Origin of the sequence: Pseudonocardia sp. EC080619-01 (assembly GCF_001420995.1) — a bacterium.
GTDB lineage: Bacteria > Actinomycetota > Actinomycetes > Mycobacteriales > Pseudonocardiaceae > Pseudonocardia.
Window position 1 is genome coordinate 675,248 of record NZ_CP012184.1, and the last position, 18,302, is coordinate 693,549.

Here is an 18,302-nt window from a genome sequence, read left to right on the forward strand (position 1 = left end):
CGTGGCGCCCCCGGCGGCTAGCGCAGCCGGCGGGGGCCCGCGTCGCGGCGGTCCGGGACCGGGCCGAGCGTCACCCGGGCACCGGTCACGAAGGCGCCGTCGGGCGAGGCCAGCACGGGATCGAGCGCCAGCGACCGCACCTGCGGGATGTCCTCGGCGAGCTGCCCGATCCGCAGCACGACGTCCTCGAGTGCGTCGGTGTCGACCGGGTCGGTGCCGCGGTAGCCCGTCAGCAGCGGAGCGGCCCGCGGCGCGCGGACCAGCCGCTTCGCGTCCTCGGTCGACACCGGGAGCACCCGGTAGGCCCGGTCGTCGAGCAGCTCGGTCGCCATCCCGGACAGCCCGAAGGCGATGAGGGAACCGAACGAGGGGTCGTCGACCACCTCGATCTTGCACGAGCTGCCCTTGGGCGCCATCCGCTGGACGTACACCTCGCCGGAGCCGGTGAGCCGGGACAGCTCGGCGTGCGCGGCCCGGACCGCCTCGGCGGAGACGAGGTCCAGGCGCACGCCGACGAAGTCCCCGCGGTGCCGCCACTGCTCACCGGTCGCCTTGATGACCACCGGGTAGCCGACCTCCTCCGCCGCGGCGACCGCGGCCTCGGCGCCACTGACCCGGCGGAACGCGATCACCTCCAGGCCGTAGCAGGCCAGCAGCTCGACGGCCTCGTCGTCGGTCAGCGCGTGCGGGGTGTCGGGCCGGAACGACGCGACCAGCCGGCGCGCCCGCTCCGGGTCGATCCCCTCGGGGACGACGAAGTCCCCGACCGGCGTGTTGCGCCACTCCGAGTAGCGGGCGACCCGGCCGAGCGCGGACGTCGCCCGCTCCGGGCTGGCGTAACTCGGCACCGACCCCGGGCCGGGGCTGCCGTCGGCCTGCGGCACCGACAGCTCCGCCGGGATCCCCTCGGCCGCGAGGAAGACCGCCAGCACCGGGATCCCGGCACCGGCGGCGGCGCCGCGCAGGGCCTGCGCGTGCGCGGTCCCCTCGACCGCGACCGGCGGGACGAACACCGCGATCAGCGCGTCCGGCTGCTCCGGCCCCTCCAACAGGGTGCGGACCGCGTCGGCGAACGCCTCCGGCGACGCCTGGGTGCCGACGTCGACGGTCTCCCCGGCGGGCTCGAGGCCCTCGTCGAGCAGACCGTCGGTGACCAGGAGGTTCACCGCCGTCGAGTTGCCGACGACCGCGACCCGCCGCCCGGTGGGCATCGGCTGGTAGGCGAGCAGGAGTGCCGTGTCGAACAGCTGCGGCAGCGTCTGCACCCGGATGACCCCGGACTGCTCGAACAGGACCTGGACGCTCGACTCGTCGATCTGCGCGGCGGTCCCGGCCAGCGACGGCAACGGGCCGGTGTGCCTGCCGGACTTCACGGCGACGATCGGCTTGGTCCGGGCCAGCCGCCGTGCGACCCGGGCGAACTTGCGCGGGTTGCCGAACGACTCCAGGTAGAGCAGGACCTGGTCGGTCCCGGGGTCGGTCTGCCAGTACTGCATGAGGTCGTTGCCGGAGACGTCGGCGCGGTTCCCGGCCGAGACGAACGACGACAGTCCCAGCCCGCGCGAGCGGGCGTTCGCGAGGATCGCGGTGCCCAGCGCGCCGGACTGGCAGAAGAACCCGGTGCGCCCCGGCCCGGGCATCGCGGGTGCGAGTGTCGCGTTGAGCCGCACCGACGGGTCCGGGTTCGCCACGCCGAGCGCGTTCGGGCCGACCACCCGCATGCCGTGTGCACGGGCCTCGGCCACCAGGCGGCGCTCGGCGACCTTCCCGCCGCCCCCGGCGTCGGCGAACCCTGAGCTGATCACCACGAGGACCTTCACGCCCTTGGCCAGGCACGAGTCCATGACCTCGTCGATGTTCGCGGCCGGGACGGCGACGACGGCCAGGTCCACCTCGTCCGGGATGTCGATCACCGAGGGGTAGGCGCGCACGCCGCGCACGGACCGGGCGTCGGGGTTGACCGGGTAGACGGGCCCGGTGAACCCGGCCCGGAGCAGGTTCACGAGTACCGCGTGCCCGATCTTGGTCTCGTCGGCCGACGCACCGATCACCGCGACCGACGACGGGTGGAGCAGGTTCGCCACGCTGCGCGCCTCGGCGGCCTGCTCGCGCGAGTCCCGCACCGCGATCGACTTCTCGGTGGGGTCGATGTCGAACTCCAGGTGCAGCACACCCTCGGCGAAGGCGCGCTTGACCTGGTAGCCGGCCTCCCGGAAGACCCGCACCATGGCGTGGTTCTCCACCAGCACCTCGGCCTCGAACCGGGACAGCCCGTTCTCCCGGGCGGCCGCGGCGAGGTGTTCGAGGAGGATCGACCCGAGCCCGCGGGACTGATGGTCGTCGCGCACGACGAAGGCCACCTCGGCCGACGTGACGGGCTGGTCGGTCCCCGCGCCCTCCGACGCCGCCGCCCCGCCGTTCGCGGTGAGCCCCTCGTACCGGCCGACGGCGATGATCTCGTCGCCGAGCAGGGCGAGGAACGCGACCCGGGTGCGCTGGTCGACGACGGTGAACCGCTCGAGGTCCCGCGGCGAGATCCGCGGGTACGGGCCGAAGTAGCGCAGGTAGCGGGTCCGGTCCGACAGCTTGCCGTGGAAGTACAGCAACGCGTCGGCGTCGTCGGGGGTGATCGGCCTCAGGTGCACGATCCCGCCGTCGGAGGCGACGACGTCGGCCTCCCACTGCCGGGGATACGGGTACTCGACCTGCTGGGGCTGCTGCTCGTCGGGCATGCGCGTGGTCGTCCTGTCCGCCTGTCGCTACCGGGGTCCGTTCCGCGTCCGCGGGCCCGCTCAGTCCCGCGGGTCGTCGGGTTCGAGGCCGTGCAGCGGGAACACCGCACGACGGGTCTCCAGGACGGCCGAGTCCACCCGGTCCTCGTTGCCGCCGCCCCACCGCTCGAACGACGGGTCCGCCCCGTCGGACATCGACACCGGCAGCGGTGCGCGGGTGTGGGTGGACGCCCGGGCCGTCCAGTCGGCCGGGATCGTGGTGTCCGGGTGCAGGTCGCGGTCGAGGGCGACGGCGAGCAGGTGCGTCCAGGACCGCGGCACCACCCGGTACAGGGCGTATCCCCCGCCGCCGAGCACCAGCCACTTGCCGCCCGCCGTCGTCTCGGCCATCTCCCGCAGCGCGTGGTAGATCGCCCGGTGACCGTCGACCGACAGCTCCAGGTTCGCGAGCGGGTCCTCGGCGTGGGTGTCGGCGCCGCACTCGGTGACCAGCACCTGGGGGTGGAACGACTCCAGCAGCGACGGCACCACGCCGTGGAAGGCCCGCAGCCAGCCGGCGTCGCCGGTGCCCGGCGGGAGCGCGACGTTGACCGCGTAGCCCTCGCCGTCGCCGCGGCCGTACTCGCCGGCCCAGCCGGTGCCGGGCCAGAGGGTGAGCGGGTGCTGGTGCAGCGAGACCGTCAGCACCCGCGGGTCGTCGTAGAAGGCGTCCTGCACCCCGTCGCCGTGGTGGACGTCGACGTCGACGTAGGCGATCCGCTCGTAGCCCTGTTCCAGGAGCCAGGCGATGGCGACCGAGCAGTCGTTGTAGACGCAGAACCCGGCCGCCCGGTCCCGCATGGCGTGGTGCAGGCCGCCGGCCATGTTCACCGCGCGGTCCGCCCGGCCCTCGGCGATCTCCCGGGCCGCGGCCACCGATCCACCGGCGATGAGCGAGGCCGCCTCGTGCATCCCGAAGAAGATCGGGTTGTCGGAGGTGCCGAGCCCGTGGCCCACCCCGAACGGCGCCTCCGGCGCCGACTTGACCGCGGTCTGGTAGCCCGGCGTGTGCACCCGGGTCAGCTCGGCGTCGGTCGCCGGTTCCGGCGCGATCAGCTCGACGCCGTCGAGCACGCCCAGCCCGCGCGACAGCTCCATGTGCAGGTCGAGCCGCACCGGGTTCAGGGGGTGGTCGTCGGACAGCTGGTAGGTCAGGAAGTCCGGGGTCCACACGACCGAGGTGCGCGCGCTCATGACACCGGACCGTATGTCAGCAGGACCGCCGCAGCCACGGGGCTCACCGCTCCTGCGCCCACGGGCGGTCACCGGTCGCGACCGGGCGGGCGGGGTCGGCGCTCCACTCCGACCAGGAGCCCGGGTAGAGCGCCGCCGGCGCGTCCGCCGTCGTCAGCCCGGCCACCTCGAGGGCCAGGACGAGGGCGCACGCGTTGATCCCGGACCCGCAGTAGGCACCGACCGGGACGCCGGGTGCCGCTCCGGCGGCGCGGAACCGGTCGGCGAGCACGTCGGGCCCGACCCAGCGCCCGTCCGGGCCGGCGTTCGCGGCGGCCGGGAGGTTGCGGGCGCCGGGCACGTGCCCGGCGCGCGGGTCGACCGGTTCGGTCTCGCCCCGGAACCGGGCAGCGGCGCGCGCGTCGAGCAACACGCCGTCGCGGGCCAGCGCGGCCGCTCCGTCGGCGTCGACGACCGGCATAGCACCGGCCCGCACGACGACGTCGCCCGGCGGCAGCGGCTCGGGCTCGTCCGCGCCGCCCGCGGTCCCCGCGACCGGCCCACCGGCGGACTCCCACCCGGCGAACCCGCCGTCGAGCACCCGGACCCGGGCGGGATCGAGCCCGGCCCACCGCAGCAACCACCAGGCACGGGCCGCCACCGAGCCGTCGCGATCGTCGTGGACGACGACCGGCCGGTCGTCCTCGCCGATCCCGGCGGCGCGCAGCACACGCTGGAGCGCCCCGGGCTCGGGGAGCGGGTGCCGCCCGCCCGGCCCCGGCACCGACGGACCCGCCGCGAGCTCGGAGTCGAGGTCGACGAACACCGCCCCGGGAACACGACGGGCCTCGAAATCGTCTCTACCGGGTGGCCCCGTCAACCGCCAGCGCACGTCGAGCACGACCGGGCGGAGGACACCGGCTGCGCCGCCGGGCGTACCCGCAGGGGCCAGCAACCCCACCAGGTCCTCAGGGGTGATCATGGAACCGGACACGCGGCCCATCCTGCCCCGGATGGGTGCGCCGTGCCCGGGGCTCGCCCTGGGTAGACTGGACGTCGAACGAAGGGGCCCCACGTGAACGACCTCATCGACACCACTGAGATGTACCTCCGGACCATCTACGAGCTCGAGGAAGAGGGCGTCGTCCCGCTGCGCGCGCGGATCGCCGAGCGCCTCGGACAGAGCGGCCCGACCGTGAGCCAGACCGTCGCCCGGATGGAGCGTGACGGTCTCGTCGTCGTGGCCGGGGACCGCCACCTCGAGCTGACCGACGAAGGGCGCGGCCGCGCCGTGTCGGTCATGCGCAAGCACCGGCTCGCCGAACGCCTCCTCATCGACGTCATCGGCCTGGAGTGGGAACTCGTCCACGCCGAGGCCTGCCGCTGGGAGCACGTGATGAGCGAGGACGTCGAGCGCAAGCTGGTGCGCCTGCTCGACAAGCCCACCGTCTCCCCCTACGGCAACCCGATCCCCGGCCTCGACGAGCTGGAGCGCGAGGACCACGGGCCGTCGGCCGCGTCGTCGGTGCCGCCCACGCTCGAGGTCGGGCTGCAGCGGCTCGACGAGCTCGCCCGCCGGGGCGGCGGCCGGGTCGAGGTGCGTCGCATCGCCGAGCACGTGCAGAACGACGCCGACCTCATGGCGGAGCTGAAGCTCGCCGGCATCGTGCCGGGCAACAGCGTCGAGGTCGGCTCGATCCCGAGGTTCGGCGACCCCGTGCCCGTCACGTCGGCGGACGACGAGAAGGCCACGGTCGCTCCGCTGGTCGCGCACGCGGTCCTCGTCCGGGCCCAGTAGCCCGGCCTCGCGGCGGCCGCCGCGGGCGCCCGTGAGAAGGTCGTGCCGCGGGACCGGCACGGCGCGGACCCGGGCGCGGACCAGGCGGGGAGGACCGGAGTGAAGCTGCTCGTCACGGGCGGGGCGGGGTACGTCGGCAGCGTGTGCGCGGCGCACCTGCTGGAGGCCGGACACGAGGTCGTCGTGCTCGACGACCTGTCGACGGGGCACCGCGACGCCGTCCCGGCCGGCGCCACGTTCGTCGAGGGCGAGCTCGGCAGCACGGCCGGTGACGTGCTCGGTGCCGGAGGGTTCGACGGCGTCCTGCACTTCGCGGCCCGCTCGCTGGTCGGCGAGTCGGTGGAGAAGCCGGAGAAGTACTGGAACGGCAACGTGGTCGCCTCCTTCCGGCTCCTGGAGGCGATCCGCGAGCACGCCGTGCCGCGGCTGGTGTTCTCCTCCACGGCCGCCACCTACGGGGAGCCGGAGCAGGTCCCGATCACGGAGACCGCACCCACCCGTCCGACCAACCCGTACGGTGCGAGCAAGCTCGCGATCGACCACATGATCACGTCGTACGCCGCGGCGCACGGCCTCGCCGCGACCAGCCTCCGGTACTTCAACGTCGCCGGGGCGCACGTGTCCGGCGCGGAGCGCCTCGGCGAGCGGCACGCGGTGGAGACGCACCTGATCCCGCTGGTCCTGCAGGTCGCCGCAGGCACCCGCGAGTCGATCTCGATCTACGGCGACGACTGGCCCACCCCGGACGGCACCTGCGTGCGGGACTACATCCACGTCGACGACCTCGCCGACGCGCACCTGCTCGCGCTGCAGCACGCGACCGCGGGCCGGCACGACGTCTACAACCTGGGCAGCGGTCGCGGCTTCTCGGTGCTGGAGGTCGTCGAGGCCTGCCGTGCGGTCAGCGGCCACCCGATCCCGGCCGTCGTCGCGCCGCGGCGGGCCGGGGACCCCGCGGTGCTGGTCGCGTCCAGCGAGCGGGCCGCCGGGGACCTGGGCTGGAAGCCGTCGCGCACCGAGCTGCAGCGGATCGTCTCCGACGCGTGGGAGTTCGCCCGCGGGCGCTGACCCGGTCACCCGTCGCCCTCCGCCGGGACCCCGGCCGCCGCGGTGAGCAGCCGGCGCAGCCCTACCGGCCCGGCGTACGGACCCGGCGTCACCCCCGGGGTCACGGCACCCCGCAGCGACGTGTCCACGACCGTGGCCAGGATGTGGGCGGGGCGGTCCTCCAGTGCCCGCTCCACGGCGAGCGTGGCGAGGGCCCCGTCGCCACGCAGCAGCGCGCAGGTCGCCAGCAGCGCGGCCGCATCGGCCCGCTCGGGCGCCGGCAGCGCCCGGGTCAGTGCCGCCCACAGCTGCTCGGCGTGCGGTGCCTGCGCTCCGAGGCACCGGCGCAGCGCCTCGTCGCGGAAGTCCGGATCGGCGAGGGCCGCCGCGACGCCCAGCGCGAGACGGTCGTCGACGATCAGGCGACCCTCGGCGGCGTCGTCGAGGCAGCCGTCGAGCAACCACGGGTCCGGCCTGCCCGGCCTGCCCACCAGGACGGGTGCCGACCCGAGCCGCGCCCGGCGCGCGGAGTCGGTGACGTCGCCGTCGAGCTGGGCGCGGACCGCGGCCCGGTCGGGCAGCACCGCCCGGCCGCCCTGGACCGCGGCGGCCACCGCCACGGGCGTCGCGGTCGGGTCCGGGACCGTGCCGGAGCAGCCGCAGGCCTGTCCGGGAAGCGGGTAGCAGCTCCAGCGGTCCTCGGCGCGGGTGCCCGACGCCCACAGCACCGCCGTCGGCCCGATCCCCGCCCGCCGCAGCTCCCGCCGGACCGCCAGCGCGACGTCGCGCCGGGCGCGCCGGGGCGCGGCGGACGGCCGGCCCCGCACCACGACGGCCACCGCCCGGTCCGGCCCGCTCCCCGCGAGCACGGACACCGCGTCGGTGCACACGCGGCGCACGTCCCGCCCGGACGGCAGGTCGACCCGCACCGTGAGGCCGACCCGGCCCCGCAGCTCCGGCCCGGCCAGCCCGACCAGGACCAGCGAGTCCTCCGGATGGAAGCCGATCAGCACCGGGAGCGCGGCGACCAGGTCGCCGGGCGAGGAGAGCCGGAGCCGCCCTCCCGCGGCCGGCGGAGGGTCGCCCGCTGGCCAGGGGGGAGCGGCGCTCCCGGCCGGTCGGTGCACGGGAGACGGTGGCGGATCGGCGTCGGGCCGGGGGTGTGCGGTCATGACGGTGAGCGTGCGCCGGGTGGGCGACGTCCGGGCGGGACCGCCCGCCGGGCTGTGGACGGAGCCGCGGGCGCCTCCTTTCCGACACCGTCTCGTGGACAGCAGGCGGTGCCCGGTGCCGGTGCGCCGCGGTTCTGTCGGCTCCCGCTGGTAGGAGTCGGAGGGGGCCTCCGTGACCGGGCCACGGACCGTCCGCCGCCCGGATCCGCACCGATGTTCTGGGCGGGGACCGGTGCGCCCGCCTCGGGCGGAACGGTAGGAAGAACGCATGCGCGTGTATCTGGGCGTCGACATCGGCACGTCGGGCTCGAAGGGTGTCGTCGCCGACGCCGGTGGCCGGGTCCTCGCCCGCGCCGACCGCGCGCACGAGACCGCACAGCCCCGGCCCGGCTGGGTCGAGCACGACGCGGAGACGATCTGGTGGGGTGACTTCACCGCCGTCGTCCGCGAGCTGCTCGCCGCCGTCCCCGACGCCGAGCCGGCCGGTCTGGGCGTCTCCGGGATCGGCCCCACGCTGCTGCCCGCCGACGCCGACGGCCGGCCGCTGCGCCCCGCGATCCTCTACGGCGTCGACACCCGGGCCGCCGCCGAGATCGACGAGCTCACCGCGGAGATCGGCGCCGACCGCATCCTGGCCCGGGCCGGGACCGCGCTGTCGTCCCAGGCGGTGGGTCCGAAGTGGCGCTGGCTGGCGCGGCACGAGCCGGAGGTGTTCGAGCGCACGTCGCTGTTCCTGATGTGCTCGTCCTACCTGGTGCACCGGCTGACCGGCGAGTACGTGCTCGACCACCACTCGGCCAGCCAGTGCGACCCGATGTACGACCTGGCCGCCGCGGACTGGGCGCGGGACTGGGCCGAGGCCGTCGCCCCCGGGATCGCGCTGCCCCGCCTCCTGTGGCCGACCGAGGTGGCCGGGCACGTCACCGCCGCCGCGGCGGCCGCGACCGGGCTGCCGGAGGGCCTGCCCGTCACCGCGGGCACGGTCGACGCGTGGGCCGAGGCGACCAGCGCCGGCGTCACCTCCCCCGGCGAGGTGATGGTCATGTACGGCACCACGATGTTCCTGATCGAGGTGATCGACCGGCCCCGCCCGCACCCGGCGATGTGGACCACCCGGGGCGTCGTCCCGGGCACGCACACCCTGGCCGGGGGGATGGCGACCTCCGGTGCGATCACGAACTGGCTGCGCGACCTGACCGGCTCCGACTTCGCCGAGCTCGTCGGCGAGGCCGGCACGGTGCCACCGGGCAGCGGTGGGCTGCTGCTCCTGCCGTACTTCGCGGGCGAGCGCACCCCACTGTTCGACCCGGACGCCCGCGGGATCCTCGCGGGGCTCACCACCGGTCACACCCGGGGCGAGGTCTACCGGGCGGCGCTGGAGGGCATCGCGCACGGCGTGCGGCACAACCTGGAGGTCATGCGGGAGGCCGGCGGCGGGACCAAGCGTCTGGTCGCCGTCGGCGGCGGGGTCCAGGGTGGACTGTGGACCCGGATCGTCACCGATGTGACGGGTGTGCCGCAGGACGTGCCGGAGCAGACCGTCGGCGCCGCGTTCGGCGACGCCTGGCTGGCCGCCGTCGCGACCGGGGCCGATCCGGACCTGCGCCGCTGGAACCCGGTGGCCCGCACCATCGAACCGGACCCGGTCGCGCGCGAGGTGTACGACCGGTTCCACCCGCACTACCGTTCGCTCTACACCGCGACCCGGGAGACCGCGCACTTCCTGTCCCACGAGCGGCGCCGCGCCTACCGGGCGTGACATGCTGTTCACGTCCGCCCTGTTGCCGGGTGCCCCGGCGACCGTGAGGCTGGTCGGCGTGAGTGCCGACGCCGAGGAGCGCCCCGTGTACGACTACGACCTGTTGGTGATCGGTTCCGGGCCCGGCGGGCAGAAGGCCGCGATCGCCGCGGCGAAGCTCGGCAAGCGGGTCGCCATCGCCGACCGCGGGCACATGATGGGCGGCGTCTGCGTCAACACCGGGACGATCCCGTCGAAGACGTTGCGGGAGGCCGTCGTCTACCTGGCCGGCCTGCACCAGCGGGAGATGTACGGCGCGAGCTACCGGGTCAAGGCCGAGATCACCATCGACGACCTGCTGGCCCGGACCCGGCACGTCATCGGCCGCGAGATCGAGATCGTGCGCAACCAGCTGCTGCGCAACCACGTCGACATCCTCACCGGCACCGCGCGGTTCACCGACCCGCACACCGTCGTCGTCGAGGGTTCCGGGCGGGGCGACCACAACACCGTCACCGCGTCGAGGTTCGTGATCGCCACCGGGACCCGGCCGGCCCGCCCGGACACCGTCGCGTTCGACGGCGAGCGGGTCGTCGACTCCGACCAGGTGCTCGAGCTGGGCCGGGTGCCCGGATCGATGGTCGTCGTCGGCGCCGGGGTGATCGGCATCGAGTACGCCTCGATGTTCGCCGCGCTCGGCACCCGCGTCACCGTGGTGGAGAAGCGGGACTCGATGCTCGGCTTCTGCGACCCCGAGATCGTGGAGTCGCTGAAGTTCCACCTGCGCGACTCGGCGGTGACCTTCCGGTTCGGCGAGGAGGTGTCCTCGGTCGATGTCAACGGCAAGGGCACCGTCACCAGCCTGGTCAGCGGCAAGAAGATCCCCGCCGACATGGTCATGTACTCGGCGGGCCGGCAGGGGCTGACCGAGGAGCTGCAGCTCGCCGCAGCCGGGTTGCAGGCCGACGACCGCGGCCGGATCGAGGTGGACAAGCAGTTCCGGTCCTCGGTGGAGCACATCGCCGCGGTCGGCGACGTCATCGGGTTCCCGGCGCTCGCGTCGACCAGCATGGACCAGGGCCGGCTGGCGGCGTACCACCTGTTCGACGAGCCGGTCCGGGAGCTGCACGAGCTGCAGCCCATCGGGATCTACACGATCCCCGAGATCTCGTTCTGCGGGCGGACCGAGGCCGAGCTGACGGCCGCCGCGATCCCCTACGAGACGGGTCTGGCCCGGTACCGCGAACTCGCCCGCGGCGCGATCGTCGGCGACTCCTACGGCATGCTCAAGCTGCTGGTCTCCCCCGACGACCACACACTGCTCGGCGTGCACGTGTTCGGCACGAACGCCACCGACCTGGTGCACATCGGCCAGGCGATCATGGGCTGCGGCGGGTCGGTCGACTACCTGGTCGACACCGTCCTCAACTACCCGACGCTGTCCGAGGCGTACAAGGTGGCGGCCCTGGACGCGACGAACAAGATCCGTGCGCTGGAGTCCGTGCAGGGCTCCTGACCCGGCGGTCCCCCACGGCCGCCGGGCCCGGCCGCCCGGTCAGGTGTAGGAGAACCCGTTGGCGTCCAGCCACGGCTTCGGGTTGATCTTCGTCCCGCTCGGGTCGACGACCTCGATGTGCAGGTGCGGGCCGGTGGACTGGCCCCGGTTGCCGACCTCGGCGATCTGCTGACCGGCCGAGACCTTCTCCCCGACCGACACCAGGGAACGGTTGATGTGGCCGTACACGGTGACGGTGCCGTCGTCGTGCTGCACGCGGACCCACATGCCGAACCCGCTGGCGGGACCGGAGCTGATCACGGTGCCCGCCAGCGGGACGTGGATCGGCGTCCCGATCGGCGCGGCGACGTCCATTCCCATGTGGCCGGTGCCCCACCGGGTGCCGAACCCGGAGGTGACACGCCCGGTCACGATCGACACCGCGCCGCCCGCGGAGGCGGACTGCAGCGAGCCGGTCGCACCGGCGGCGCGGGCGGCCTCGGCGGCGCGCGCACGCTCGGCGGCGGCCTTCTGCACCTCGCCGACCGACGCCGACGCGCTCTGCACGGCCTCGGCGGCGCCGGTGTGCGCGGCGGGAGCCGCGGTGACGGTCCGTGCGGCGACCGAGCCACCCGCGGCGGCCGGGGTGGCCAGCGCGGCGATGGTGCTCGCGTCGGCGATCGGCGTCGCCGCCGGGGCGGAGTCCACCGGGGCCCGCGGCGCCGGTACGGCGGCCTCGGCGGGGGCCTCGGACGACAGCCCCTGGAACCAGGCCGCCGGGGAGGGCAGCTCGGCGCCGCCCGTCGTCGCGTGCGCGGCGCCGGCGAGCCCGCCGACCGCGACGACGGCCGCGACGACCTTCGCCGACGTCGAGACGGAGGAGCCCGTGTCCCGGGAGCCGGCGGAGCGGGAGGTCCCGGCGGGGTCACGGGGGACGGACCAGCCCGCGGTGCGGGCGTGCCGGACGTGCGGTCCGGCCGGGAAGGTGCCGCCGATGCCACCGGCTCCTGCCACCGCGAACTGCGGTGACAGGAGCCCGAGGCTCGCAGGTCGGCCCTGGGGGGAGCGATGCCGTGCCACGATCTTCCTTCCAGATCGCGGAACGGCGGACATCCCGTGGGGAGCGGGCAGCCCGTCGGGGGTCGGGCCGCGTCCGGTTCGTAACCGTTCCGTGATCTGAGGAGCACGCTAGCGGGGCTCGGCGCCCGGACAAACCCGAAAGGGTGATCACGAGACCACCGGAACGCGACGGGCGGTGAGCGGACGCTCGGTGACCGACACCGGCGCAACCTGCCGTTCATCGCAGCGACCACCGGCGATCTCACCCCGAATCAGGCGATCGACCTGCACGAACGCCGCCGGGCCCGCTCGGGCCGAGTGGTCTCGCCGTCCGGCCGGGGTGTGCCGGCGGTCACGCACCGTGGCCACCATCGGGTGGCACGCCTGCGGCACACCGGGTGCCGTCGAGCATCGCGTGCGGCGACCGGAGATCCGCACGTCAGCGCCCTGCCGGGCGCCCCGGGAGCCGCTTGACGCACCGGCCGGGCGGGCCTAGCGTGCCCGCTCCCGGAGCGATCGGCCCCGGAGGTCACCCCGTGCTCGTCCGGACGGGAGGCACGGCCGTGGGCGACGCACCGCTGTCGACGGTCACGAACGCCGCCCGGCTGCTCAAGACCTTCCTCACCGACGAGGGCCCGGTCGGCGTCTCCGAGCTCTCGCGGCGGCTCGGCGTCGGGAAGTCCGCGGTGCACCGGCTGGTCACGACGCTGGCCGCGGAGGGGCTCGTCGAGCAGGACCCGCACACCGGCGGTTACCGGCTCGGCATCGTGGTGCTCGAGCTCGGCCGGGCGGTTCCGCTGCACCGCGAGCTGCACACCGCCGCGGCCCAGGTCCTCTTCCGGGTCCGCGCGCAGACCGGCGGGTCCGTGCAGGTCGGCGTGCTCGTCGGCGACGAGGTCGTCCACGTCGACCGGCTGGAGGGCCCCCACCACCCGCCGCCAGGGGCCGGGGGCCGCGTTCCCGCGCACCGCACCAGCTGCGGTCGCGTGCTGCTCGCCCACCTCGACCCCGCCGAGCGCGAGGAGTACCTGGCGCACCCGCGGATCCCCGCCCCCCGGCAGCCGGAGGACCTGCGCGCCGGGCTGGACCGCGTGCTGCGGTCCGGCTGGGCGGAGGTGCCGGACGAGCAGGAGGGCGACGTCGCCTCGGTCGCCGCGCCGGTCCGCGACGCGACCGGCCACGTCGTCGCCGCGCTCGCGGTGGGCGCGCCGGTGTCCCGCTTCGGCCCCCCGGAACGACGACGGGTCGCCCGCCTCGTCGTCGAGGCCGGGGAGGCGATCTCCCGCCGGCTCGGGTGGGTGCCGGAGACCGGCGCCGGGCCCGGGGACCGGTGACCGGGACCCGTTCGGCCCACACCGTGCTCCACCGCCCGTGCACCCGGTCACCCGGTACCGCGATTGCCGGGAGGGTGTCGCCGGCGGTTGGCTGGAGCCGTGCGCCGCCTCCTGCTCCCGCTGCCGGTCTGTGCCCTGGCGGTGCTGCTGCTCGCCGGGCTCGCGCCCGCCGCCGTCGCCGCCCCGCCCGGACCCGCCGTCGCCCGCAGCGACACCCGCTACGTCGCGCTCGGTGACTCCTACGCCGCCGGGGTCGGGGCCACCCCCGATCCCGCCACCGGCGCCTGCCGTCGCAGCGACAGCTCCTACCCCGCGCTGTGGGCGGCCCGGAACTCCCCCGCGTCGTTCACGAACGTCGCCTGCAGCGGCGCGACGAGCGGCGAGGTCGTCGCGAAGCAGGTCCGCACGGTCGCCAGGGACACCTCGCTCGTCACGATCACGGTGGGCGGCAACGACACCGGCTTCGGGCCGGTGCTGGCGACCTGCAGCACGGCGCCCGACGACGAGACCTGCTTCCGCGCGATCCGGGCCGGTGAGCGTGCCGCCCGGTTCGTCGCGCCGGGCGGCCTGATCTCGACGATCGTCGGTGTCCGGCTGCAGGCACCGGACGCGACGATCCTCGTCCTCGGCTACCCGCGGCTGTTCGAGCCCGGCGCGTCCTGCGACGTGAGCGGAGTGCCGAACGCGGCCCGGCGTGCGGCGCTCAACCGGGCCGCCGACACGCTCGACGCATCGCTCGCCGACGCGGCGCAGCGCTTCCGCGGGGAGTTCGTCGACGTCCGGGGCGCCTTCGCCGGACACGGGCTCTGCAGTGCCGACCCGTGGATCAACCCGCCGGGGAGGTCCGCCGACCAGGCTCTCTACCACCCGACCGCCGAGGGCTACGCCGGCGGCTACCTGCCCGCACTCACCGCGGCGGCCGCACGCACCTGACACCCGGCGCCCAGGGGTTCCGGCGCTCGTCGCCGCGTGGCCATCTGCACGCCACCCACCGGACGGACCGGACACGAAGGGTCGAACCCGATCGTGTTCCCCCATCCGGAGGTACCCCCCGTGCGCCCCCTGCGCCGTGTGCTCGGCACGCTGCTCCCCGTCGCCCTCGTCCCGGCCGCCCTGCTGGCCCTCGCCCCGTCCGCCGTCGCGGAGCCGCAGGAGGGCGGCCCCGAGGTCGTCGCGCACCGCGGCGCGTCCGGCGACGCCCCGGAGAACACCCTCGCCGCCGTCGACGAGGCCGTCGCCCAGAAGGCGGACTCGGTCGAGATCGACGTCCAGCGCACCGCCGACGGCCACCTCGTGCTGCTGCACGACGGCACCCTGACCCGCACCACCGACGTCGAGCAGGTCTTCCCGGCCCGCGCGCTCGCCCCGGTCGGGTCCTTCACCCTCGACGAGCTGAAGCAGCTCGACGCCGGATCCTGGTTCGGTCCGGAGTTCGCCGGCGAGCGCATCCCGACCTTCGACGAGTTCGTCGAGCGGGCCGGTGACCGCGCGGGCCTGCTGATCGAGCTCAAGGACCCGGCGACCTACCCCGGCATCGAGAAGGAGGTGGCCGCCGCGCTCGGTGAGCCGCGCCCGGGCGTCGTCGTGCAGTCGTTCGACCACGACGCGATGCTGCGCTTCGCCGAGGCCGCGCCGGGGGTCCCCGCCGGGTGGCTCTACGAGACCCGCCCGACCGCCGCCGAACTCGACGAGGCGAAGGCCGCCGGGGTCGACCAGGTCAACCCGAGCTTCCGGAACACCGACGCCGCCCTGGTCGAGGCCGTCCGCGAGCGCGGCATGGAGACCGGCGTCTACACCGTGAACGAGGAGGCGGACATGCGCCGCATGCTCGACGCCGGTGTCGACCGGATCATCACCGATCACCCGGGCGTGCTGCGGGGCGTGCTCGGCGGCTGATCCGCGGGTCCCGGCCCGGGCCGTCAGTAGCTGTTGCCCGCCATCCCGAACGCGGCGATCCCGACGAAGAACACGATCGCCACGACCAGGACGGCGACGCCGATCCAGCCGAGCACGATCCCCGCGGTGGCCAGGCCGCCGCCCTGCTCGCCACGTTCCGCGATCTGCCGCTTCGCGACGTAGCCCAGCACCAGGGCGAGGATGCTCCCGAGCCCGTACAGCCAGAGGATCCCGAGGACGAGCGAGGCGATCGCCATGCCGTTCGTCGGGCGGGGCGGCGGGTAGGCGGGGCCCCAGCCGGGGTACGGGCCGGGCGGTCCCCCGTACCCCGGTGGGCCGGCAGCCCACGGTGGCGGGCCCGCGGCCCCGGGGCCGTACCCGGCGCCGCCGGGTGCGTCGTCCCCGGGCGTCCCGCCCGGCCGTGGGTCGCGGTCGTCACTGCTCACGGCACCACCGTGCCCTGCGCGGCGGCCCGGCACCAGCCCGGCGCGCACCCGGCCGGTCGACAGTGGACGGGCACCTACCCCTTCACACAGAGGATCGTGCGGAGCCGGTGCTCCACCCGGACGAGGTCGGTCTGCTCGGACATCACCGTGTCCAGGTCCTTGTAGGCGCCGGGGATCTCGTCGAGCACGCCCGCGTCCTTCCGGCACTCGACGCCCTCGGTCTGGGCCTGCAGGTCGGCCACCGAGAACTGCCGGCGCGCCGCTCCCCGCGACATCCGCCGCCCGGCACCGTGCGACGCCGAGCAGTACGACTCCGGGGCCGCCAGGCCGGAGACGATGAAGGAACCGGTCCCCATCGACCCGGGGATGATCCCCCGGCGCCCGCCCTCGGTGGAGATCGCGCCCTTGCGGGTCACGACGAGCTCGACACCGTCGTAGGTCTCCTCGGACACGTAGTTGTGGTGGCAGGACACCTCGGGCTCGAATGCCACCGGCCGGCCCAGTGCGCGGGCGAGCGCCGCCTCGAACAGCCGCATCATCACGTGCCGGTTGAGCCGGGCGTACTCCTGTGCCCAGAAGAGGTCGGCCCGGTAGGCGTCCATCTGCGGTGTCCCGGACAGGAACACGGCGAGGTCGCGGTCGGGCAGGTCCTGGTTGTGCGGCAGCTCCTTCGCCTTCTCGATGTGCAGGTTCGCGAGGACGTCGCCGATCCCGCGCGAGCCGGAGTGCAGCATCAGCCAGACCCGGCCGTCGCCGTCGGTGCACAGCTCGAGGAAGTGGTTTCCGGAGCCGAGCGAGCCGAGCTGCCGGTGTGCCTTCGTGCGGAGCGCGTCCTCGCTGGTCCACGACGCGTCGCGCAGGTGGTGCAGCCGGTCGAACCCGGTCCAGAACGCCGTCCAGTCGTAGCCGTCCTCGATGCCGAGGCGGGCCAGGTCGGGGCCGTCGCGGTGGCCGGCGCGCCCGACCGGGACGTCCCGCTCGACCTGCGACCGGACGCGTGCGAGCGAGTCGGGGAGGTCGGCCGCGGTCAGGTCGGTGCGGACCGCGGACATGCCGCACCCGATGTCGACGCCGACGGCGCCCGGGGAGACGGCGTCGCGCATGGCGACGACCGAGCCCACGGTCGCGCCGTAGCCCTGGTGCACGTCCGGCATGACGGCGACGCCGTGCGTCCAGGGCAGCGCCGCGCAGTTGCGCAGCTGGGTCAGTGCGCCCGGCTCGACCGACTCCGGGTCCGTCCAGAGACGGACCGGTGCGGCGGTGCCGGTGAGGGTGAACATGGCTCGTCCTTCCGGTTCGGTACGCCCCGGCGATCGGGGGTGATCGACGATCGCGCACCGGCGCCGGACGGGCATCCGCATTTCCGGTCGCGTGCCGCGGGGTCCGCCGACAGGGACCTCACGGGCCCCGACCTAGAATTCCGCCGACGGATCGGCCGCGCGGCCCGGTCGGCGACGGGGAGGCACCACGATGACGGCTGTACGGCGGCTCGCGCTGCTCGTCCCGGCGGCCCTCGTGCTCGTCGCCGGGTGCGGCGGGTCGCTCGCCACGCAGCCCGGCTCGTCCCGCCAGGCGACGACCACCGAGGCGGTCGCGACGACCCCGTTCTGCGAGGCGGTGCAGGCCAGCCGGGACGCCGCCCAGCCGGTCAGCGGGCTCGCGATCGGCCGCTCGCTGGGCGACATCGACCGGGTCGCCGCCGAGGTCCGCCGGGCGAACCAGCAGGTCAGCTCGCTGGCTCCGCAGGAGATCCGCGCCGACTTCGACCGGGCCAACCAGCTCGTCGAGCGTCAGCTGGAGCTGCTCGAGGCCAACGGCGGCGACACGATGGCCGTCGCACGGGACCCGGAGATCGCGCAGGCCCGCAGCGACCCCGAGTACCAGGCGGCGTCGCAGCGGATCAACGACTACGTCCGGTCGAACTGCGCGACCTGACCGCCGTCGATCACGACGGGGGCGCTCCGGCGCCAGCCGAGGTAGCGGTCGGCCTCGACCAGCAGGGCCCCGCCCAGCCACATGGCGACGACGGCGTCGTCGGTGAGGCCCAGCACGGCCAGGAACGCCTCGGGCACGAGGTCGACCGGCGAGACCAGGTAGGCCAGTGCCAGCAGGAACGTGGCCATCCGGCCCTTGCCCAGGTGCGGGTAGGTACCGCGCCAGGCGTCGCCGACCATGCACGGCAGGGCCCTGACCCGGGCGGCGGGGCCGGGCTCACCGGGACCGCCGCGACGGGTCAGCGCCCGGAACAGCGCGGTGAACGCGGCCGTACGACCGGCCCGGCGGGACGTGGCGGATGCAGCGCTCATGACATGGTCAACGCACGCGCACCCGCCGTCGTTCCCGGTGGAACGGACGTCACCCTCCCGGCGGGCC

16 protein-coding genes are annotated in these 18,302 nt (G+C 75.0%); 8 read left to right on the forward strand and 8 right to left on the reverse strand.

Going from position 1 to position 18,302, the window contains the following annotated elements; genetic code table 11:
- Window positions 1-17 precede the first annotated feature (17 nt).
- From AD017_RS03110 to AD017_RS03120, 3 genes are read right to left on the reverse strand one after another with little or no spacing between them, the layout of a single operon-like run.
- Window positions 18-2,732, reverse strand: a complete 2,715-nt coding sequence (locus AD017_RS03110; RefSeq protein ID WP_010227063.1) for a bifunctional GNAT family N-acetyltransferase/acetate--CoA ligase family protein — start codon at window positions 2,730-2,732, stop codon at window positions 18-20.
- A 60-nt stretch (window positions 2,733-2,792) separates the two neighbouring features.
- Entirely contained in the window at window positions 2,793-3,965 is a 1,173-nt protein-coding gene (locus AD017_RS03115) for an acetoin utilization protein AcuC (protein ID WP_060572735.1), read from the reverse strand.
- 43 nt (window positions 3,966-4,008) lie between these two features.
- Window positions 4,009-4,947 carry a sulfurtransferase gene (locus AD017_RS03120; protein ID WP_369821659.1) on the reverse strand — a complete coding sequence of 313 codons (939 nt, stop codon included), beginning with the start codon at window positions 4,945-4,947 and terminating at the stop codon, window positions 4,009-4,011.
- A gap of 72 nt (window positions 4,948-5,019) precedes the next feature.
- On the opposite strand from AD017_RS03120, the gene AD017_RS03125 reads away from it, so the two are divergent.
- Together AD017_RS03125 and galE are read left to right on the forward strand one after the other, a co-directional pair.
- Window positions 5,020-5,742 (forward strand): metal-dependent transcriptional regulator, encoded by a 723-nt coding sequence (locus AD017_RS03125; protein ID WP_010235530.1) that lies wholly within the window; start codon window positions 5,020-5,022, stop codon window positions 5,740-5,742.
- 99 nt (window positions 5,743-5,841) lie between these two features.
- Window positions 5,842-6,810 carry a UDP-glucose 4-epimerase GalE gene (gene galE / locus AD017_RS03130; protein WP_060572737.1) on the forward strand — a complete coding sequence of 323 codons (969 nt, stop codon included), beginning with the start codon at window positions 5,842-5,844 and terminating at the stop codon, window positions 6,808-6,810.
- Between the two features lie 5 nt (window positions 6,811-6,815).
- Here the strand turns inward: galE and AD017_RS03135 are convergent, their stop codons facing one another.
- Window positions 6,816-7,961, reverse strand: coding sequence for a DUF4192 domain-containing protein (locus AD017_RS03135; protein ID WP_168170489.1), 1,146 nt, complete (start codon window positions 7,959-7,961; stop codon window positions 6,816-6,818).
- A gap of 268 nt (window positions 7,962-8,229) precedes the next feature.
- On the opposite strand from AD017_RS03135, the gene AD017_RS03140 reads away from it, so the two are divergent.
- Window positions 8,230-9,720 carry an FGGY-family carbohydrate kinase gene (locus tag AD017_RS03140; RefSeq protein WP_060572741.1) on the forward strand — a complete coding sequence of 497 codons (1,491 nt, stop codon included), beginning with the start codon at window positions 8,230-8,232 and terminating at the stop codon, window positions 9,718-9,720.
- 85 nt (window positions 9,721-9,805) lie between these two features.
- Window positions 9,806-11,215 (forward strand): Si-specific NAD(P)(+) transhydrogenase, encoded by a 1,410-nt coding sequence (gene sthA / locus AD017_RS03145; RefSeq protein ID WP_010234675.1) that lies wholly within the window; start codon window positions 9,806-9,808, stop codon window positions 11,213-11,215.
- Between the two features lie 39 nt (window positions 11,216-11,254).
- Here the strand turns inward: sthA and AD017_RS34320 are convergent, their stop codons facing one another.
- Window positions 11,255-12,208, reverse strand: a complete 954-nt coding sequence (locus tag AD017_RS34320; protein WP_227012647.1) for a M23 family metallopeptidase — start codon at window positions 12,206-12,208, stop codon at window positions 11,255-11,257.
- A 608-nt stretch (window positions 12,209-12,816) separates the two neighbouring features.
- On the opposite strand from AD017_RS34320, the gene AD017_RS03155 reads away from it, so the two are divergent.
- The 3 genes from AD017_RS03155 to AD017_RS03165 all read left to right on the forward strand — a co-directional run bounded on the left by AD017_RS03155 (window position 12,817) and on the right by AD017_RS03165 (window position 15,483).
- Window positions 12,817-13,587: an IclR family transcriptional regulator gene (locus AD017_RS03155; RefSeq protein WP_060576207.1), complete on the forward strand. Its 771-nt coding sequence runs from the start codon at window positions 12,817-12,819 to the stop codon at window positions 13,585-13,587.
- A gap of 99 nt (window positions 13,588-13,686) precedes the next feature.
- Complete coding sequence (locus AD017_RS03160) at window positions 13,687-14,520, forward strand: SGNH/GDSL hydrolase family protein (protein WP_060572742.1); 834 nt, start codon at window positions 13,687-13,689, stop codon at window positions 14,518-14,520.
- A gap of 120 nt (window positions 14,521-14,640) precedes the next feature.
- Window positions 14,641-15,483, forward strand: coding sequence for a glycerophosphodiester phosphodiesterase family protein (locus tag AD017_RS03165; protein ID WP_202968824.1), 843 nt, complete (start codon window positions 14,641-14,643; stop codon window positions 15,481-15,483).
- A 23-nt stretch (window positions 15,484-15,506) separates the two neighbouring features.
- On the opposite strand, the gene AD017_RS34325 is transcribed toward AD017_RS03165, so the two are convergent.
- Both AD017_RS34325 and AD017_RS03175 read right to left on the reverse strand, forming a co-directional pair.
- Entirely contained in the window at window positions 15,507-15,929 is a 423-nt protein-coding gene (locus tag AD017_RS34325) for a DUF4190 domain-containing protein (protein ID WP_139317192.1), read from the reverse strand.
- Between the two features lie 74 nt (window positions 15,930-16,003).
- Window positions 16,004-17,209 (reverse strand): RtcB family protein, encoded by a 1,206-nt coding sequence (locus AD017_RS03175; RefSeq protein WP_060572743.1) that lies wholly within the window; start codon window positions 17,207-17,209, stop codon window positions 16,004-16,006.
- A 190-nt stretch (window positions 17,210-17,399) separates the two neighbouring features.
- Here AD017_RS03175 and AD017_RS03180 point away from each other — a divergent pair, with 190 nt between their 5' ends.
- A complete protein-coding gene (locus AD017_RS03180) occupies window positions 17,400-17,864 on the forward strand; it encodes a hypothetical protein (protein ID WP_010226111.1) in 465 nt (154 codons plus the stop codon).
- Here AD017_RS03180 and AD017_RS03185 read toward each other — a convergent pair.
- Complete coding sequence (locus AD017_RS03185) at window positions 17,837-18,235, reverse strand: YkvA family protein (protein WP_060572745.1); 399 nt, start codon at window positions 18,233-18,235, stop codon at window positions 17,837-17,839. The two genes, AD017_RS03180 and AD017_RS03185, sit on opposite strands and share 28 nt — an antisense overlap.
- Window positions 18,236-18,302 lie beyond the last annotated feature (67 nt).

Excerpts from the sequence above, each read along its gene's own strand:
- AD017_RS03110 (WP_010227063.1), bottom strand. The coding sequence starts at position 2,732 with ATGCCCGACGAGCAGCAGCCCCAGCAGGTCGAGTACCCGTATCCCCGG.
- AD017_RS03115 (WP_060572735.1), bottom strand. The coding sequence starts at position 3,965 with ATGAGCGCGCGCACCTCGGTCGTGTGGACCCCGGACTTCCTGACCTAC.
- AD017_RS03120 (WP_369821659.1), bottom strand. The coding sequence starts at position 4,947 with ATGGGCCGCGTGTCCGGTTCCATGATCACCCCTGAGGACCTGGTGGGG.
- AD017_RS03135 (WP_168170489.1), bottom strand. The coding sequence starts at position 7,961 with ATGACCGCACACCCCCGGCCCGACGCCGATCCGCCACCGTCTCCCGTG.
- AD017_RS03140 (WP_060572741.1), top strand. The coding sequence starts at position 8,230 with ATGCGCGTGTATCTGGGCGTCGACATCGGCACGTCGGGCTCGAAGGGT.
- AD017_RS03175 (WP_060572743.1), bottom strand. The coding sequence starts at position 17,209 with ATGTTCACCCTCACCGGCACCGCCGCACCGGTCCGTCTCTGGACGGAC.
- AD017_RS03180 (WP_010226111.1), top strand. The coding sequence starts at position 17,400 with ATGACGGCTGTACGGCGGCTCGCGCTGCTCGTCCCGGCGGCCCTCGTG.
- AD017_RS03185 (WP_060572745.1), bottom strand. The coding sequence starts at position 18,235 with ATGAGCGCTGCATCCGCCACGTCCCGCCGGGCCGGTCGTACGGCCGCG.